Raw genomic sequence first — 16,809 nt, forward strand, 5'->3', positions numbered from 1 at the left:
ACCGGGCGGACCCGGAGGCGCGGGCGGTCCGGGCGGGCCGAGCTGGGAGACGAGCTGCGTCGGGACGTACCCACCCGCCGGGGCCCCGGGCGCACCCGGGCCCGAGGGCGGCGGCGTAGCGCCCGGCGGCATACCGGGAATCCCGGGCGCACCGGGCGGCGGCGGGGTCGACGAACCGCCCCCGCGCGCACCGCGCGGCGGCACCACGGCCTTGCTGGTGGCCGCGTCCGCGATGTCACCGGCCCCGCCCTGCGCAGCCCCCTGCCCCTGGTCCGGCCGGAGAGCCGGAGCCACCTGTGTACGCGGCAGCTGGCTGCCCCCGGACATCAGCGCGGTGGGCGCCTCGGCCGGGACGACCGGCGGCGGGGCCTCCTCGTCGTCCGTCCCCGACAGCGGCGGCGCGAACACCGTCGCGGGCAGCGGAACGGCCGCGTCGTCGGAGTCGGAGTTGGTGTCCGTGCCCGCCCAGGGCGTCGCCCCGGCCGGCACGCCGTCGGAGGCCGTGGGCTCGTAGGCGTCGCCACCACCGGCGGCGGGCCACGAAGAGGAAGAGGACGGCGGAGGCGTCGCGTCCGCGCCGGCCGACGCGGGCTCCGGGACGGAGTCGGCGACAGGACCGGGGCCGGGAACCGGGGTCGCACCGGACGCCGATACCGACGGCGAGGGGGCCGGGGGCGAAGAGGGCTCGGCCGCCTCCGCCTCGGGCCGGGCCTCCGACTCCCGCCGCTCCGCACGGTGATCCGGAATCCCCAGCTTGTCCGCCGCCTCCTGGAGCCACTCCGGCGGAGTCAGCAGGAACGACGTCTGGTTCAGATCCACCCGCTGCGGCGGCTCCGGAGCGGCGACCGGCGCACCGGCCGGAGCGCCGTACTCCTCCTCGTACCGCCGGATCACCTCGCCCACCGGCAGCCCCGGCCACAACGTCGCCTCACCGCTGTCCCGGGCGATCACCAGCCGCTGCCGGCCGCCGTCCGAGACGGGGCCCTCCGGCCGGTCCTCGGCCCACACCACGAAACCCAGCTCGAACTCACGGACCCGCACCTCACGGTGCTGATACGCGGGCACGTCACCGTTGACCCACTCGTCCGCCCGCTCCTGCGCCTGCGCGAAAGTCACCACCGCGCTCACCCCTCCACCGGGACGGCGCGCGCGAAGCCGCCGTCCACCATCAGGTTCGCCACGGTCTCCAGCTCCGGCGGATTGCCCGCCAGCCGCTGCAGGAAGGCGTCGAAGTCCGCACCGCAGGGCAGCAGCAGCCGCTCCACACGCTCCTGGACACTCCAACCGTCCTGGTCCCGGGCATCGTCGTACGGGCAGAACCACACCGAACCGGGGTCCTGGCCGCGCACCTTCACCGCCAGAATCCCGCCCTGGACGAACGCGACGCCCAGGTAGTCCTTGGTGAAGTGGTCCCGCAGGCACTTGTTCACGTACACCAGGTCGTTCACCGCGGCCTCGTCACGCACCGTGAAGAACGGCTGGTCCACCAGCAGCCCCAGCTCCGCGTCCAACGCCGCGCCCACCGGGGCCGAACCGCCGGCCGCCTTCAGGAAAGAGCGGTACGCGCCGGGCAGCCGGTAGCCGAGATCCTCCTCGACACCCTGCACCTGCTGCTCGCTCACCGCGCCCGCGCCCTTGGGCAGCCGGAAGTGCGCCGGACGGGTCTCCTGCAACGGGCGGGTGCCCCGCCGGTTCTGGTCCACGTCCGTACCCGCCAGACCGCCGTGATGGCGCAGCAGCGCCTTCACCTCGACCGGCACCAGCTCCATCCGCCGGCCGCCCGGCACGTGGTGCCAGGTCCAGCCGTGCGGGGTCGCCACCGCGGGAATCGTGTCCCACAGGTCGTGGCCGCTCGCCGCCATCGCAGCGTTCGCCGACACGTAGTCGGTCAGGCGCAGCTCGTCGATACCGAAGCCCGGAGGCGGATCGGCGATCTCCGCGGCGGCGCGCGCGTACGGCGAAAGAACCGGGTGGCCGCTTCCGTCCATCCGCACCCCTGCGGGGTGGCGGGCCGCCCGGACCGGGTCCGGGAAGTTCACGACCTGCCCGGCGTAGGCGGCGTTCGGTGGCGCGGCTTGCTGCCCGAGCCGACCTGTCGTCATGGCTGATGCCCCCTGCTGCGTCCGGTGTTCCGCACAGCCTAAGCGGTGGGGCAACAGGGGGTCCCGTCCCGCCGGTTCCGTCACGAACGGTCACATTCGCGTGACGGTGAGGCGACGGTCTCGCACCTTCGGGCGACACGCAGACACGTTTCCCCGCCCCAGCTTCCCCACCACCTGGCACATTTGGCAGGCTGTCCCCGCAACTCGGGGGATTGCAGGGAGGGACGTCAGCACGATGCATTCCACACAAACCGTCACATCAGGGGATCCGCGACTCACCTGGAGCAGCACCGAGACCAGCCGTACGCCCCGACTGATCCACCGCCGCGACGGGATCCTTCCCGCGGTGGCCGCCGCCCTGTCCGTACGCGGCGAGACGCTCACCTGCACCGCGGGCAAGGGGGACCAGCCGTCGGTGCTGCACCCGCTCGTCCAGGACTTCCTCGACACCCTCACCAGCGGCCAGCGCGAACGCTTCACCGGGCGCTGCCCCGAAGCGATACTCCTCTCCCGTCAGCTCACCGCCGCCGAGAGCGGGCGCTCCAAACGCGCCCAGCGAAAACCCCTGACCAACGGGGAAGCGCGCCGTGCGCTCAAGCACTCCCGGCTCACCGCCCGGCGCATCCGCGAGGACGGCGATCCGCTCCACGGCAGCTACGCACCGCCCTGCCGATCCTGTTCGGCACTCCTGTCCCACTTCGGCGTACGCCCCGTCGACCTGACCTCCACCGGCGCCGCGACCACCGCCGAGAAGGGCTGACCGCCCACCGATGCACGACCGTCAGCAGCACACCTCCACCCGCTTCCCCGTCGCCGTCGACGCCGCCCTGCGCGAAGCGGGCTGGCAGCCCGGGCGCTGGGACATCCGCCAGGCGGAGGAGTGGGCCGACGCGCTGCGCTCCCACGCCTCTCCGGCCGGCCACCGGCACGCCGTCTTCCCGGCGGCGGTGGAGGCCTGGGCCGAGTTCGGCGGCCTCCACATCACCGCGTCCGCGCCCGGCCGGCACATCGCGCCCGCGTCGGTACGGATCGATCCGCTGAGCGGGCTCCATCTGGCCCGGACGCTGGGCGACCTCGGCCGGGCCCTGGAGACGGAGGTCAGCCCGCTGGGGGCGGAGGGCGAGGAGCAGGCGGTGCTGGCGATCGACACGGAGGGGCGGGTGTACAGCATCGACCACACGGGCGACTGGTTCCTGGGCCAGGACATCGACGAGGCCCTGGCCACACTGGTAACGGGCACCCAACCGTCCCGCCTGACATCGGCCTAGCCATACCCAGCCCGTCCGGCGCTTGAGGACGGACCCGTTGCACCTCCCAGCCCGTCCGGCGCTTGAGGACGGACCCGTTGCACCTCCTAGCCCGTCCGGCGTTTGAGGACGAAACCGTTGCCCGGGACGAACGGGCACCATCGCTTCCCGGCCAGGAAGAGGGCGCCGCTCCCCACCACCGGGGTTCCGTCCTCAAACGCCGGACGGGCAGGAGTGGCCGGGGTCGTCGTCAGGCGTTCGAGCCGTCCGGGAGCACCGCCGAGACCCGGAAACCCCCCGCGTCCGTAGGACCGGACACGAACACGCCCCCCAGCCCCAGCACCCGCTCCCGCATCCCCACCAACCCGTTCCCCCCACTGGGCAGCCCCGCATCCGCCGCCGCCGAGTCCGAGGGCCCGTTCTCCACCTGCATCGCGACCTCGGACTCCCGATGCGCGAGCCGCACCCACGTCTTCGCGCCCGCCGCATGCTTGTGCACGTTCGTCAGCGCCTCCTGCACCACCCGGAACGCGGTCTGCTCGACCTCCGGCGGATACGGCCGCACCTCACCGTCCACGGACATCTCGACGGTCATCCCCGCCTGCCGCGACTGCGCCACCAGCGCCTCCAGCTCGTCCAGCCGGGGCCCGTCCTCCGAGGCGGCGGCAGCGGCGGCCGCGGCCACCTGCTTCACCGACGCCAGCGGAACCGCCCCCGCCGCGGCCGGCGCGATCAGCGCGTCCCCGGTCCGCAGCACCCCGAGCATCTCGCGCAGCTCCGTCAGCGCCTGCCGGCCCATGTCCCCGACCAGCGCCGCGTTGCGCACCGCCTTCGCCGGGTCCTTCGGCGCGACGGCCTGGAGCGCGGCGGCGTGGACCACCATCAGGCTCACCCGGTGGGCGACCACGTCGTGCATCTCCCGGGCGATCCGGGTCCGCTCCTCCGTACGCGCCCACTCGGCCCGCTCCTCGGCCCGGTCCGCGAGCAGCGACAGCTCCCGCTCCAGCGAATCGGCCCGCTCCCGCAGGCTCTCCATCAGCCGGCGTCTGGCCCCTATGTAGAGGCCGAACAGCACGGACGGGGCCGTCAGCCCCACCGCCATGAAGACGGACATCAGCGGGACATACCAGTCCCCCGGCCCGAAGTCGGCCTGCTCGGCCACGCTCTGCCGCAGCCGTACGTACGTGACGATGAACGTCCCCACCAGCGCCATCCCCGCCAGGACGACGGTGATCCGGCGCGGCACCTCGGACGCGGCCAGCGTGTAGAGGCCCACGAGGGCCATCAGGAAGCCCATCTCGGCGGGCGTCATCGCGATGGTCACGAGCACCACGGCGATCGGCCACCGCCGACGTACCAGCAGCACCGAACCCGCCAACAGCCCGAACACCACGCCCACCGGCACCGGCACCCCGGTGTTCCGGGCGAACTCCACCCCCTCCAGGCCACACTCCAGCGCCGACACCAGCGCCAGTCCCACGTCCAGGGCGACACTGCGTCGCCGCTCCCACCACCAGTAGCCGCGGGTGGTCGATCCCGCCGCTTCCCGGTCTGCCCCCGTTGCGGTCATGGCATCCAGCCTACGGGCGGACGCATCTCAATTTCGGGTGACCGGCAACAGCACGTTCCGCGTTCGAACAAGCACGAAACGCATGCCGATCGCGGCAGCGGAGCAGCACTGGATCACTCTCACCGGGCGCCGCCCCCCACGGCGTTCGGCAAGACGTCCCTCAAAGGTGCCGACCTGTACCGTCGCGTCGAGGGCTCCTGGTGCGGCATAGTAGGGGCTGCAAAACGAGCCGATCAAGAGAATCGGACATAAACGGCGATACTATCCCGGGTCGTCTAATGGCAGGACAAATGGTTTTGGTCCATTGAATGAGGGTTCGATTCCTTCCCCGGGAGCAGCGCATGCGGGCCCCGACCACACCGGTCGGGGCCCGCCCCCGTTTCCACCGGAAACACCCCCGGTATCCTGCGGATGACCACCACCCGAAGCCGAAGGGCACATCCGTGAGCGCAACCAGCCCGGCAGCCGTCGTCGTCCTCGCAGCGGGTGAGGGCACCCGCATGAAGTCGAAGACTCCCAAGGTTCTGCACGAGATCTCCGGGCGCTCGCTCGTCGGACATGTCGTCGCCGCCGCCCGTGAGCTGGACCCCCAGCACCTCGTCGTGGTCGTCGGACACGCCAGTGAGCAGGTCACCGCGCATCTGAACGCCGGCGACGCCCCCGTGCGCACCGCCTTCCAGGCCGAGCAGAACGGCACCGGGCACGCCGTCCGCATGGGGCTCGAAGAGCTCGGCGGGGGCGTCGACGGCACCGTGATCGTCGTCTGCGGCGACACCCCGCTGCTGTCCGGCGAGACGCTCGGCGCGCTCGCCGCCACCCATGCCGCCGACGCCAACGCGGTCACCGTCCTGAGCGCCGAGGTCCCGGACTCCACCGGTTACGGGCGCATCGTGCGCGACCCCGCCACCGGTGCGGTCACCGAGATCGTCGAGCACAAGGACGCCACCGACGAGCAGCGGGCGATCTCAGAGATCAACTCCGGGGTGTTCGCGTTCGACGGGCGGCTGCTGGGCGACGCGCTGGGCAAGGTGCGTACCGACAACAGCCAGGGCGAGGAGTACCTCACCGATGTGCTCTCCATCCTGCGCGAGGCCGGGCACCGGGTCGGGGCGTCCGTGGCGGGCGACCACCGCGAGATCCTCGGCATCAACAACCGGCTCCAGCTGGCCGAGGCGCGCCGGCTGCTGAACGAGCGGCTGTTGGAGCGGGCGATGCTCGCGGGCGTGACGATCGTCGACCCGGCGTCCACGCTGATCGACGCGACCGTCACGTACGAGCGGGACGCGATCGTGCACCCGGGGACCCAGCTGCTGGGGACCACGCATCTCGCGGAGGACAGCGAGGTGGGACCGAACTCGCGGATCGAGGACACCGTCGTCGGCGCCGGCGCCCGGGTGGACAACTCCGTGACGCTCTCGGCCGAGGTCGGGCCCGGGGCGTCGGTCGGGCCGTACGCCTACCTGCGGCCGGGCACCCGGCTGGGCACGAAGGCCAAGGCCGGTACGTACGTGGAGATGAAGAACGCGACGATCGGAGAAGGGACGAAGGTCCCGCACCTCAGCTACGTCGGTGACGCGACGATCGGCGATCACACCAACATCGGCGCGGCGAGCGTCTTCGTGAACTACGACGGCGTCGCCAAGCACCACACGACGATCGGTTCTCACTGCCGTACCGGTTCCGACAATATGTTTGTGGCGCCTGTCACGGTCGGGGACGGGGTCTACACCGCCGCCGGGTCGGTCATCACGAAGGACGTGCCCGCCGGTTCGCTGGCCGTGGCGCGGGGCCAGCAGCGGAATATCGAGGGTTGGGTGGCCCGGAAGCGTCCGGGCAGCGCCGCCGCTCAGGCCGCTCAGGCCTCCTCGCAGGAGACCGACGGCCAAAGCTGACCGGAAACAGGTGCGCCGGTGACGGCGTACCGTGATAGATGCTCACCCATTTCGGCTGGCTCGTTGCACATCGGGACCTATGCGTGCAGCGCCAGATACACGTCTGAGGAGACTGTGCTGTGACCGGGATCAAGACGACCGGCGAGAAGAAACTGATGCTCTTCTCCGGCCGCGCCCACCCCGAGCTGGCCGAGGAGGTCGCACATCAACTGGGTGTCGGCCTCGTGCCGACGAAGGCCTTCGATTTCGCCAACGGTGAGATCTACGTGCGCTTCCAGGAGTCGGCACGTGGCGCGGACTGCTTCCTGATCCAGAGCCACACGGCTCCGATCAACAAGTGGATCATGGAGCAGCTGATCATGCTGGACGCGCTGAAGCGCGCTTCGGCCCGTTCCATCACGGTGATCGTGCCGTTCTACGGGTACGCCCGCCAGGACAAGAAGCACCGTGGCCGTGAGCCGATCTCGGCCCGTCTGGTGGCGGACCTGATGAAGACGGCGGGTGCGGACCGGATCCTCACCGTCGATCTGCACACGGACCAGATCCAGGGCTTCTTCGACGGCCCGGTGGACCACCTGTTCGCGCTGCCGATCCTGGCGGACTACGTCGGCGCGAAGGTCGACCGTTCCAAGCTGACGATCGTGTCGCCGGACGCGGGCCGTGTGCGGGTCGCCGACCGCTGGTGCGACCGGCTGGACGCGCCGCTGGCGATCGTGCACAAGCGCCGTGACAAGGACGTTCCGAACCAGGTCTCCGTCCACGAGGTCGTCGGCAACGTCGAGGGCCGCGTCTGTGTGCTGGTCGACGACATGATCGACACCGGTGGCACGATCTGCGCCGCGGCGGACGCCCTGTTCGCGCACGGTGCGGAGGACGTCATCGTGACGGCGACGCACGGTGTGCTGTCGGGTCCGGCGGCGGACCGGCTGAAGAACTCGAAGGTGAGCGAGTTCGTGTTCACGGACACGCTGCCGACCCCGGGTGAGCTGGAGCTGGACAAGATCACGGTGCTCTCGATCGCGCCGACGATCGCGCGTGCGGTGCGTGAGGTGTTCGAGGACGGTTCGGTGACGAGCCTCTTCGAGGAGCAGGGCTGACAGCGGTGCTGATCACCGCCTGGTGATCCACTTTGGGGTGCGGCCTCCCCGCCGGGTAGACTCAGCGAGTTGCTCGGCGAGGGAGGCCGTACCTGTGTGTACGGCGGTCCGTTATCGACGCGCTCTTCGTAGCAGGCCTGTCGTGGGCCGGGTGACCGTTCGTGTTCCGTCTCCCGACGGCTCACCCACCTGACGAGGAGTGCAACCATGGCTGAGATCAAGCTCGCCACCGAGGTCCGTACCGAGTTCGGCAAGGGCGCCGCCCGCCGTGTGCGTCGTGCCAACCGTGTTCCCGCGGTCGTCTACGGCCACGGCGCCGAGCCGGTCCACGTCACGCTGCCGGGTCACGACCTGCTGCTCGCGCTGCGTACGGCCAACGTGCTGATCGGTCTGGAGATCGACGGCAAGGACGCGCTGGTCATCCCGAAGGCCGTGCAGCGTCACCCCCTCAAGGGCACCATCGAGCACGTCGACCTGCTGACCGTGAAGCGCGGCGAGAAGGTCAACGTCGAGATCGCGGTGCACGCCGAGGGCGACCTGGCGCCGGGCGCCAACCTGCTCGAGTTCGTGCTGAACACGCTGCTCGTCGAGGCCGAGGCCACCCACATCCCCGAGTCCGTGACGGTCTCCGTCGCGGGCCTGGACGCCGGTGACTCGATCCTGGCGAAGGACATCGCGCTGCCGAAGGGCTCCGTGCTCGCCGGTGACGAGGACGCCATCGTGATCCAGGTCGTCGCCGCGCAGGCCGAGGAGCCGTCCGCGGACGAGGCTGCCGAGACCGCCGCCGCCGAGGCCTGAGCCTCACCGCTCACGGTTTCACCCGCACAACCCGCATCACTTGTTCCACCTGCTTGACTGACGGGGTGGTGGTTCCCTTCCGGGAGCCACCGCCCCGTTTGCCTGTGCCGCAAGCCGCAAGCCGTACGTGAGGAGACCGAGCGCTGATGTCCGACGCCACCGACCCCTGGCTCATCGTGGGCCTGGGCAATCCGGGTCCCGACTATGCGGCGAACCGGCACAATGTCGGGTTCATGGTCGCCGATCTGCTGGCGACACGGATCGGCGCGAAGTTCAAGCGGGCGCAGAAGGCGCAGGCGCAGGTCCTGGAGGGGCGGATCGGTCCGCCGGGGCCGGCGAGCCGTCGGGTGGTCCTGGCGAAGCCGATGTCGTACATGAATCTGTCGGGCGGTCCGGTGACGGCGCTGCGGGACTTCTACAAGGTGCCGACGGATCATGTGGTGGCGGTCCATGACGAGCTGGACGTCGACTACGGGGCGCTGCGGCTGAAGCTGGGCGGCGGGGACAACGGGCACAACGGGCTGAAGTCGATGACGAAGGCGATGGGTCCGGACTATCACCGGGTGCGGTTCGGGATCGGGCGGCCGCCGGGGCGGATGCAGGTCGCGGATTTCGTGTTGAAGGACTTCTCGTCGACCGAGCGCAAGGAGCTGGCGTTCCTGGTGGACCGGTCGGCGGACGCGGTGGAGTGTCTGCTGGCGGAGGGTCTGGAGCGGGCGCAGAGCGCGTACAACTCCTGAGGGCCTGTGAGCTGTCGCGTGTGCGTACCCCGTCCCGCCGCGTACAACTCCTGACATTCCTGGTGCTGGTGGGGCGTTTTTCGGCCATAGGTTGACCGGGGGTGCGGGTCTGGCCAAGGATCGGCCCCCATGAAGCGGAGCTCTTCCCAGCGTGCGGCGGTCGCGGGGCGTCGGGCGGCCATGGGGCTGGTCGTCCTGGTGCTGCTGGTCGCGGGTGCCTGGTCGTCGTGGAACACCGCGCACCACATCGTTCTGGCCAAGGGCCGCGAGCACGGGACCGTGACGGTGACGGGGTGCGGCGAGGACACGTGCACCGGGTCGTACGAGCCGGACTCGGTGTCGCGGGAGCGTCCGCGGGTGACGCTGGACGCGTCCGTCGCGGCGCGGAAGGGGGATCGTTTCCCCGTGGTGGTGAAGCCCGGTACCGATGCGGTGGTCCGCACGGGGCTGCCGGGCTTTCTGCATGCCTGGGTGCCGTTGGGCGGGGCGCTGGTGCTGGCCGCGTTCGTGATCGGCGGCGGGCTGCGGCTGACGCGTACGGCGTGGGGTGCGGGAACGGCGGGGGCGGCCCTGCTGGTGGCGACGTTCGTCGCGCTGTAGCAGGACCGCCCCGGGGTCTTCCGTACGGTCAGCCGGTGTTGCGCAGGCCTGCCGCTACGCCGTTGACGGTGAGCAGCAGGGCGCGGGAGAGCAGCGGGTCGGGTTCCTCGCCGCGTTCGGCGGCCTGGCGCTGGCGGGCCAGCAGCGAGACCTGGAGGTAGGAGATCGGGTCCAGGTAGGCGTCGCGGATGGCGAAGGTCTGCTGGAGCACCGGGCTGGTGCCGAGCAGTTCGGTGGAGCCGGTGACCTTGAGGACTTCGCTCACGGTCAGCGCGTGCTCGGCCTCGATGGCGTCGAAGACGTGCTTCAGCTCGTCGGGGACGAGCGTGTCGACGTAGTGCCGGGCGATGCGCAGGTCGGTCTTGGCGAGCGTCATCTCCACGTTGGAGAGGAAGTTCCGGAAGAAGTGCCAGTGCTCGTGCATCTCTTCGAGGACGGTGTCGAGTCCGGCTTCGCGCAGGGCCTTGAGGCCGGAGCCGACGCCGTACCAGCCGGGCACGATCTGGCGGGACTGGGTCCAGCCGAAGACCCACGGGATGGCGCGGAGTCCGTCGAGCGAGACGCCCGAGCCGGGGCGGCGGGAGGGCCGCGAGCCCAGGTGCAGGTCGGCGAGCTGGTCCACCGGGGTGGAGGCGAGGAAGTACGCGGGCAGGTCCGGGTCCTCGACGAGCTTGCGGTAGGCGCCGTGGGCCGCGTCGGAGACGGTGTCCATGGCCGCGTCCCAGCGGGCGAGGGCCTCGTCGGACTGGCGGGGTGCGGTGTGCAGGGCGGAGGCCTGGAGGGTGGCCGCGACGGTCAGTTCCAGGTTCTCGCGGGCGAGGGCGGGGATGAGGTACTTGTCGGAGATGACCTCGCCCTGCTCGGTCACCTTGATCTCGCCCTCCAGCGTGCCCCAGGGCTGGGCGAGGATCGCGTCGTGGGAGGGGCCGCCGCCGCGGCCGACGGTGCCGCCGCGGCCGTGGAAGAGGCGCAGGCGTACGCCGTAGCGGTGGGCGACGTCGCGGAGGCGTCGCTGGGCGCGGTGGATCTCCCACTGGGAGGTGGTGATGCCGCCGAACTTGGAGGAGTCGCTGTAGCCGAGCATGACCTCCTGGACGTCGCCGCGCAGTGAGACGAGGCGGCGGTAGGAGGGGTCGGCGAGCATCGCGTCGAGGATGACGTCGGCGGCCTTGAGCTCGTCGGTGGTCTCCAGGAGCGGGACGATGCCGATCTTGGCCCAGCCGGCGTGGAGGTCGATGAGTCCGGCCTCGCGGGCGAGGACGGCGGCGGCGAAGACGTCGTCGGCGCCCTGGCACATGGAGATGATGTAGGACTCGATGACTTCGGGGCCGAAGCGTTCGAAGGCCTGCTTGATGGTGTGGAAGACGCCGAGGGTCTTCTCGCCGGCCGCGTCGAGCGGGGCCGGGGTGGGGGCCAGCGGGCGGCGCGAGCGGAGTTCCTTGGCGAGGAGCTTCTGCCGGTAGTCGCGGGGCATGTCGGCGTAGCGCCAGGATTCCTCGCCGAGCCGGTCGAAGAGCTGGCCGAGGGCGTGGTGGTGGGCGTCGGCGTGTTCGCGTACGTCCATGGTGGCGAGCTGGAGGCCGAAGGCGGCCAGGGTGCGGATGGTGCGGTCCATCCGGCCGTCGGCGAAGAGGCCGCCGCGGTGCTCGCGCAGGGAGGTCTGGATGAGCTCCAGGTCGGCGAGGAGTTCGGCGGTGCCGAGGTAGTCGCAGCCGGGGCGGTGGGGGGTGCCTTCGGCGAGGCGCTCGCGGGTGTTGACGAGCTTCTGCCGGATGCAGGTGGCCTTGAGGCGGTAGGGCTCCTCGGCGTTCAGCCGCTTGTAGCGGGGGCTGATGCCGGGGAGGCGTTCCAGGTCGGCCTGGAGGGAGGTGAGGAGTTCCTCGGTGGCTCCGGCGTAGCGGATGGAGTTGGAGAGGAGGCCGCGGAGGTGGTCGATCATCTCCAGGGCGTCGGTGATGCCGTGCTCGTGCTGGAGGATCAGGACGTCCCAGGTGACGGCGGGCGTCACGTTGGGGTTGCCGTCGCGGTCGCCGCCGATCCAGGTGCCGAAGGTGAGGGGGCGGGTGCCGGCGGGGAGTTCGACGCCGACGCGGTCCAGTTCGGCGGCGAGGTCTTCGAGGACATCGCCGACGGCGTTGGCGTGCAGCTCGTCGAGGTAGTAGATGGCGTTGCGGGCCTCGTCGGCGGGCTCCGGGCGGACGACGCGGAGTTCGTCGGTCTGCCAGATGAGGTCGATGTTCTCGGCGAGGCGGAGGTCCAGGCGGCGGCGGTCGGCCTCGATGGCCGGGGTCTCCAGGAGGGCCGCGATGCGGCGCAGCTTGTTGAGGACGGACCGGCGGGCGGCCTCGGTGGGGTGTGCGGTGAAGACGGGGCGGACGTTGAGGTTCTTGACCGTCTCGCGCAGGTGCTCGGGGTCGGCGTCCTTGAGCCGGTCGGCGGTGCGGGCCAGCAGGCCGCCCTCGGCCGAGCGGCGGTCGCGCATCTCGTGGGCGCGGTGGACCTGCTCGGTGACGTTGGCGAGGTGGAAGTAGGTGGAGAAGGCGCGCACGAGCTGGGCGGCGGTCTCCAGGTCCGTGTCGCCGAGGAGCTCGGCGGCGGCTTCGCCGTCGGTGCGGGTCAGGGCGCGGACCCGCTCGACGAGGTCGAGGAGCTCCTGGCCCTCCTGGCGTACGAGGGTCTCGCCGAGGAGGTCGCCGAGGCGGCGGATGTCGGCGCGCAGCGCGGGGCTGGCGGCAGGGGTCTGGTCGGCACTGCTCACAGTGTGCGGCTCCTTGCAGTGAATGAGGAGGTGCGTTCGCTTCGCCGTCCCCGTGTGTCCGGTGGTGGGGGCGGGTGGCGGGGTCCGGGGCCCTGCGGCTGGCAGCGGTGCTGTCACCACGCCCCGACGAGCGGGTGCGGACCGCGCTGTCCGACGCTCCCAGGATAGGTGTCGTCGCAGGCGGCGTGTCCGTTGCCCCGGCGGGGGCCGCGGTCGCCGCCCGGGACACCCGGGCCTCTAGCCCCTTACCCCGTGGGTGGGTCGGTTACCGCGTGGGACGGGTTGGAGCGGCCTCTCGTGTTGTGGGGCCCGTCACTGCCATACTTACCAAGCCGTAGGTTACGGAACCGTAGCCACGGCCGTCCTGGTACCGCTCCCTCACCTTCCGAGGTATTCCCCTATGCCGAGCACTCCCCATGCTCCCCAAGTGATCGACGAGACCGAGCCGCCCGGGGCCGCCGAGGCCTCGCTGCCGCCCGCCACGCTGGGCGGCGACAAGAAGCGGTCGATCGAGCAGTTCGCGCTGCTGGCGTTCATCGTGGTGCCGTTCGTGGCGCTGGTCGCGGCGGTGCCTCTGGCGTGGGGCTGGGGGGTGAGCTGGCTGGATGTGGGGCTGCTGGTGGCGATGTACTTCATCGGATGCCACGGGATCACGATCGGCTTCCACCGGTACTTCACGCACGGTTCGTTCAAGGCGAAGCGGCCGTTGCGGATCGCGCTGGCCGTGATGGGCTCGCTGGCGGTGGAGGGGCCCCTGGTGCGGTGGGTGGCCGATCACCGCAAGCACCACCGGTTCTCGGACGCGGAGGGCGATCCGCATTCGCCGTGGCGGTTCGGGGAGACGCTGCCGGCCCTGATGAAGGGGCTGTGGTGGGCACACATCGCATGGATGTTCGACGAGGAGCAGACGCCGCAGCAGAAGTACGCGCCGGATCTGATCAAGGACCCGGCGATCCGGGGCATCTCGCGCCACTTCCTGTCCTTCACGATCGTCTCGCTGGCGATTCCGCCGCTGGTCGGCGGTCTGGTGACGATGTCGTGGTGGGGTGCGGCGACGGCGTTCTTCTGGGGTTCGCTGGTGCGGGTGGCGCTGCTGCACCATGTGACCTGGTCGATCAACTCGATCTGTCACGCGGTGGGCAAGCGGCCCTTCAAGTCCCGTGACCGGTCGGGGAACGTGTGGTGGCTGGCGGTGCTGTCGTGCGGCGAGTCGTGGCACAACCTGCACCACGCGGATCCGACGAGCGCGCGGCACGGGGTGATGCGGGGGCAGATCGACTCCAGCGCCCGGCTGATCCGCTGGTTCGAGAAGCTGGGCTGGGCCACGGACGTACGGTGGCCCGATGCCGCGCGTATCGGCTCCCGGCGCACGTCCGTACCGGCCGACGCGGCATGATTGACGACGTGGCGACCGACTCCAGCACGAGCAGCGAGAAGAGCAGGCCTTCCCCCTCCCGCCGGGCCAGGCGGGTCCGGATGACGGGCAAGGAGCGCCGCGAGCAGCTGCTGGACATCGGGCGCGCCCTGTTCGCCGACAAGGGCTTCGAGGGCACGTCGGTGGAGGAGATCGCGGCGCGCGCCGGGGTGTCCAAGCCGGTGGTGTACGAGCACTTCGGCGGCAAGGAGGGCCTGTACGCCGTGGTGGTCGACCGCGAGATGCGTCAGTTGCTGGACATGGTGACGGGGGCGCTCACGGCGGGCCATCCGCGTGAGCTGCTGGAGCAGGCGGCGTTCGCGCTGCTGGACTACATCGAGTCGTACACGGACGGTTTCCGGATCCTGGTGCGGGATTCGCCGGTGGCGCAGTCGACGGGCACGTTCGCTTCGCTGATCAGCGATATCGCCACGCAGGTGGAGGACATCCTGGGCCTGGAGTTCAAGGCCCGGGGCTTCGACCCGAAGCTGGCCCCGCTGTACGCGCAGGCGCTGGTGGGCATGGTGGCGCTGACGGGCCAGTGGTGGCTGGACGTCCGCAAGCCGAAGAAGGCGGAGGTCGCCGCCCATCTGGTGAATCTGTGCTGGCACGGGCTGGAGAACCTGGAGTCGAAGCCGCGGCTGATAGGGCACCGGAAGAGCTGATCTTCGAACCTGTTCGTACTTGGTCACCCGTCGTGCGGACGGGTCCGGTTTTCCCGCCGTAGTGTGGTCGGCAGGGCACAGAATCCCGTCCATGGGAGGAACCATGACCCCGGAGCCGACCACCGCGCACAGCTCCCGCTGGCCGGTGCCCCCGCAGGACGGATACACCGTGGACGATCTGTTCACGCTGCCCGATCTCCCGCCGCACACCGAGCTGATCGACGGGAGCCTGGTTTTCGTGAGTCCGCAGCGAGACTTTCACAGCACGATGATCGATCTGCTGACGACAGGACTGCGCAGTACGGCGCCCCCGGAGGTGAAGGTGCGCCGGGAGATGACCGTGGTACTGGATCGGCGGAACGCTCCCGAGCCGGATGTCTCCGTGGTACGGACCGAGGCGATCACCGGGCTCGACGTGACGCGGTACCAGGCCGCCGACGTCCTCCTCGCCGTCGAGGTCGTCTCCCCCGACTCCGAGGCCCGCGACCGTGAAGCCAAGCCGCACAAGTACGCGACGGCCGGGATCCCGCACTTCTGGCTGGTCGAGATGACCGGCACCGACCAGCACCCCGTCGTCCGGGTCTACGAGCTGGACCCGGTGACGAAGGCGTACGCGCTGACGGGCATCCACCACGACCGGCTGAAGACGGGTGTGCCGTTCCCGGTGGACATCGACGTCTCGGCGGAGGCGCTCGCAGCGCTGTAGAGCGGGCCGGGTTACGCATCCGGCTCCAGGAACTCCAGCCGGTTGCCGACCGGGTCGTGGGCGTAGCAGCGGCGGTGGCCGGGGAGGTCGTCGTCCCATACGACGTGGACGCCGTGGGCCTCCAGGCGGGCCGCGTACTCCACGATTCCCGTCACGCGCAGGCCCGGGTGGGCCTTCTTGGCGGGGCGGAAGTTCTCCTCGACGCCCAGGTGGAGCTGGACGGGTCCGGCGGCGAACCAGCAGCCGCCGCGGGCGGCGAGCACCGGGGGTTTCGGGATCTCGGTCATGCCCAGGGCTTCGGTGTAGAAGGCGCGCAGGGCGTCCTCGGAGCCGGGCGGGGCGGCGAGCTGTACGTGGTCGACGGCGGCGAGGCCGGCAGGGGCGGAGGCGGTCATCACTTCTCCTTGCGGGCGACGGCGAAGATGCGGCGGAACGGGAAGACCGTGCCGTACGGGCCGGGCGGGTAGGCCTCGCGGAGCAGGTCGCGGTATTCGGCGAGGAACGCGTCGCGGGCCTCGGGGTCGTCGGCCAGGGCGGTGAGGACGGGGCGCAGGGCGGTGCCCTTGACCCAGTCGAGGACCGCGTCGTCGCCGTGCAGGGTCTGGAGGTAGGTGGTCTCCCAGACGTCGGCCGCGCAGCCCAGGTCGCGGAGGCGGGTGAGGTAGTCGGCGGGGTCCAGGACGGATGCGGTGCGGTCGCCGATGCCGTGGAGGCGGGGGCGCCAGCGGTCGGATTCGCGGAGGCCGGCCAGGAGGGTGTGGCTGGGGGCGGTGAAGTTGCCGGGGACCTGGAAGGCGAGGGTGCCGCCGGGGGCGAGGGCGTCGAGCCAGCGGGGGAAGTGTTCGGCGTGGCCGGGGATCCACTGGAGCGCGGAGGTGGAGACGATCAGGCCGTACGTCTCGGTGGGCCGCCAGGCCGCGGCGTCGGCCTCGGCGAAGTCGAGCAGGGGCGGGCGGGCGTGGGCGGCGGCTTCGGCGAGCATCTCGCGGGAGGTGTCGTAGCCGGTGATCCGGGCGTTCGGCCAGCGGTCCGCGAGGAGGGCGGTGACGTTGCCCGCGCCGCAGCCGAGGTCGGCGATGCGGGGCGCGGGGTGGCCGGGGAGGTCGCCGATGCGAGCCAGGAGGTCCTGGAAGGGGCGGGTGCGATGGTCCGCGTGGCGCAAGTACTGCCGCGGATCCCAGGTGGGTTCGGGAGTGGGTGTCATGGGCATCAGGATCACG

Annotated in this window: 15 protein-coding genes, 1 tRNA gene and 1 pseudogene; 11 read left to right on the top strand and 6 right to left on the bottom strand. The window is 71.1% G+C overall.

Going from position 1 to position 16,809, the window contains the following annotated elements; translation table 11 throughout:
* A pseudogene (locus G3I54_RS34985) lies at positions 1-1,128 on the bottom strand (hypothetical protein); the annotation flags it as partial.
* The gene (locus G3I54_RS34990; protein WP_164618836.1) at positions 1,125-2,102 is read right to left on the bottom strand and encodes an SMI1/KNR4 family protein; all 978 of its coding nucleotides are present in this window, start codon (positions 2,100-2,102) and stop codon (positions 1,125-1,127) included. The pseudogene G3I54_RS34985 and the gene G3I54_RS34990, both read right to left, overlap by 4 nt.
* A 235-nt stretch (positions 2,103-2,337) precedes the next feature.
* On the opposite strand from G3I54_RS34990, the gene G3I54_RS34995 reads away from it, so the two are divergent.
* Together G3I54_RS34995 and G3I54_RS35000 are read left to right on the top strand one after the other, a co-directional pair.
* Positions 2,338-2,862 (top strand): YwqJ-related putative deaminase, encoded by a 525-nt coding sequence (locus G3I54_RS34995; RefSeq protein WP_164618834.1) that lies wholly within the window; start codon positions 2,338-2,340, stop codon positions 2,860-2,862.
* 10 nt (positions 2,863-2,872) lie between these two features.
* Positions 2,873-3,370 carry an SUKH-3 domain-containing protein gene (locus tag G3I54_RS35000; RefSeq protein WP_164618832.1) on the top strand — a complete coding sequence of 166 codons (498 nt, stop codon included), beginning with the start codon at positions 2,873-2,875 and terminating at the stop codon, positions 3,368-3,370.
* A gap of 229 nt (positions 3,371-3,599) precedes the next feature.
* Here G3I54_RS35000 and G3I54_RS35005 read toward each other — a convergent pair whose 3' ends face one another.
* Complete coding sequence (locus tag G3I54_RS35005; protein WP_164618830.1) at positions 3,600-4,919, bottom strand: histidine kinase; 1,320 nt, start codon at positions 4,917-4,919, stop codon at positions 3,600-3,602.
* 264 nt (positions 4,920-5,183) lie between these two features.
* Between G3I54_RS35005 and G3I54_RS35010 the strand changes: the two genes are divergently transcribed.
* The 6 genes from G3I54_RS35010 (at position 5,184) to G3I54_RS35035 (ending at position 10,046) form a co-directional block, all read left to right on the top strand.
* Positions 5,184-5,254: transfer RNA gene (locus G3I54_RS35010), tRNA-Gln, on the top strand.
* 108 nt (positions 5,255-5,362) lie between these two features.
* Complete coding sequence (gene glmU / locus G3I54_RS35015) at positions 5,363-6,811, top strand: bifunctional UDP-N-acetylglucosamine diphosphorylase/glucosamine-1-phosphate N-acetyltransferase GlmU (protein ID WP_164618828.1); 1,449 nt, start codon at positions 5,363-5,365, stop codon at positions 6,809-6,811.
* A gap of 119 nt (positions 6,812-6,930) precedes the next feature.
* Positions 6,931-7,908, top strand: coding sequence for a ribose-phosphate diphosphokinase (locus G3I54_RS35020; protein WP_007455203.1), 978 nt, complete (start codon positions 6,931-6,933; stop codon positions 7,906-7,908).
* Positions 7,909-8,115: 207 nt separating this feature from the next.
* On the top strand, positions 8,116-8,706 hold the full coding sequence (locus G3I54_RS35025) for a 50S ribosomal protein L25/general stress protein Ctc (protein WP_164618826.1): 591 nt from the start codon (positions 8,116-8,118) through the stop codon (positions 8,704-8,706).
* Between the two features lie 146 nt (positions 8,707-8,852).
* On the top strand, positions 8,853-9,446 hold the full coding sequence (gene pth, locus G3I54_RS35030; RefSeq protein ID WP_164618823.1) for an aminoacyl-tRNA hydrolase: 594 nt from the start codon (positions 8,853-8,855) through the stop codon (positions 9,444-9,446).
* Positions 9,447-9,575: 129 nt separating this feature from the next.
* The gene (locus G3I54_RS35035; protein ID WP_164618821.1) at positions 9,576-10,046 is read left to right on the top strand and encodes a hypothetical protein; all 471 of its coding nucleotides are present in this window, start codon (positions 9,576-9,578) and stop codon (positions 10,044-10,046) included.
* Between the two features lie 28 nt (positions 10,047-10,074).
* Here G3I54_RS35035 and ppc read toward each other — a convergent pair whose 3' ends face one another.
* Positions 10,075-12,804, bottom strand: coding sequence for a phosphoenolpyruvate carboxylase (ppc, locus tag G3I54_RS35040; protein ID WP_030086285.1), 2,730 nt, complete (start codon positions 12,802-12,804; stop codon positions 10,075-10,077).
* Between the two features lie 400 nt (positions 12,805-13,204).
* Between ppc and G3I54_RS35045 the strand changes: the two genes are divergently transcribed.
* The 3 genes from G3I54_RS35045 (at position 13,205) to G3I54_RS35055 (ending at position 15,589) form a co-directional block, all read left to right on the top strand.
* On the top strand, positions 13,205-14,200 hold the full coding sequence (locus G3I54_RS35045; RefSeq protein WP_164618819.1) for a fatty acid desaturase: 996 nt from the start codon (positions 13,205-13,207) through the stop codon (positions 14,198-14,200).
* Positions 14,197-14,883: a TetR/AcrR family transcriptional regulator gene (locus G3I54_RS35050; RefSeq protein WP_030086289.1), complete on the top strand. Its 687-nt coding sequence runs from the start codon at positions 14,197-14,199 to the stop codon at positions 14,881-14,883. The genes G3I54_RS35045 and G3I54_RS35050 overlap by 4 nt, the downstream gene beginning before the upstream one ends.
* Positions 14,884-14,986: 103 nt before the next feature.
* Positions 14,987-15,589, top strand: a complete 603-nt coding sequence (locus G3I54_RS35055) for a Uma2 family endonuclease (RefSeq protein WP_164618869.1) — start codon at positions 14,987-14,989, stop codon at positions 15,587-15,589.
* A gap of 11 nt (positions 15,590-15,600) precedes the next feature.
* Here the strand turns inward: G3I54_RS35055 and G3I54_RS35060 are convergent, their stop codons facing one another.
* Positions 15,601-15,984 (bottom strand): VOC family protein, encoded by a 384-nt coding sequence (locus G3I54_RS35060; RefSeq protein ID WP_164618817.1) that lies wholly within the window; start codon positions 15,982-15,984, stop codon positions 15,601-15,603.
* Complete coding sequence (locus G3I54_RS35065) at positions 15,984-16,793, bottom strand: trans-aconitate 2-methyltransferase (protein WP_164618815.1); 810 nt, start codon at positions 16,791-16,793, stop codon at positions 15,984-15,986. Before G3I54_RS35065 ends, G3I54_RS35060 begins: the two co-directional genes overlap by 1 nt.
* Positions 16,794-16,809: the final 16 nt, after the last annotated feature.

It is taken from the genome of Streptomyces sp. SID14515 (assembly GCF_010548505.1).
Taxonomy (GTDB): Bacteria; Actinomycetota; Actinomycetes; order Streptomycetales; family Streptomycetaceae; genus Streptomyces; species Streptomyces caviscabies.

What these genes read in the sequence shown, in the direction of transcription:
- G3I54_RS35060 (WP_164618817.1), bottom strand. Translation starts at nt 15,984, where the DNA reads ATGACCGCCTCCGCCCCTGCCGGCCTCGCCGCCGTCGACCACGTACAG.
- G3I54_RS34990 (WP_164618836.1), bottom strand. Translation starts at nt 2,102, where the DNA reads ATGACGACAGGTCGGCTCGGGCAGCAAGCCGCGCCACCGAACGCCGCC.
- G3I54_RS35050 (WP_030086289.1), top strand. Translation starts at nt 14,197, where the DNA reads ATGATTGACGACGTGGCGACCGACTCCAGCACGAGCAGCGAGAAGAGC.
- pth (WP_164618823.1), top strand. Translation starts at nt 8,853, where the DNA reads ATGTCCGACGCCACCGACCCCTGGCTCATCGTGGGCCTGGGCAATCCG.
- G3I54_RS35065 (WP_164618815.1), bottom strand. Translation starts at nt 16,793, where the DNA reads ATGACACCCACTCCCGAACCCACCTGGGATCCGCGGCAGTACTTGCGC.
- G3I54_RS35045 (WP_164618819.1), top strand. Translation starts at nt 13,205, where the DNA reads ATGCCGAGCACTCCCCATGCTCCCCAAGTGATCGACGAGACCGAGCCG.
- G3I54_RS35000 (WP_164618832.1), top strand. Translation starts at nt 2,873, where the DNA reads ATGCACGACCGTCAGCAGCACACCTCCACCCGCTTCCCCGTCGCCGTC.
- G3I54_RS35035 (WP_164618821.1), top strand. Translation starts at nt 9,576, where the DNA reads ATGAAGCGGAGCTCTTCCCAGCGTGCGGCGGTCGCGGGGCGTCGGGCG.
- G3I54_RS35005 (WP_164618830.1), bottom strand. Translation starts at nt 4,919, where the DNA reads ATGACCGCAACGGGGGCAGACCGGGAAGCGGCGGGATCGACCACCCGC.
- G3I54_RS34995 (WP_164618834.1), top strand. Translation starts at nt 2,338, where the DNA reads ATGCATTCCACACAAACCGTCACATCAGGGGATCCGCGACTCACCTGG.
- G3I54_RS35025 (WP_164618826.1), top strand. Translation starts at nt 8,116, where the DNA reads ATGGCTGAGATCAAGCTCGCCACCGAGGTCCGTACCGAGTTCGGCAAG.
- G3I54_RS35055 (WP_164618869.1), top strand. Translation starts at nt 14,987, where the DNA reads ATGACCCCGGAGCCGACCACCGCGCACAGCTCCCGCTGGCCGGTGCCC.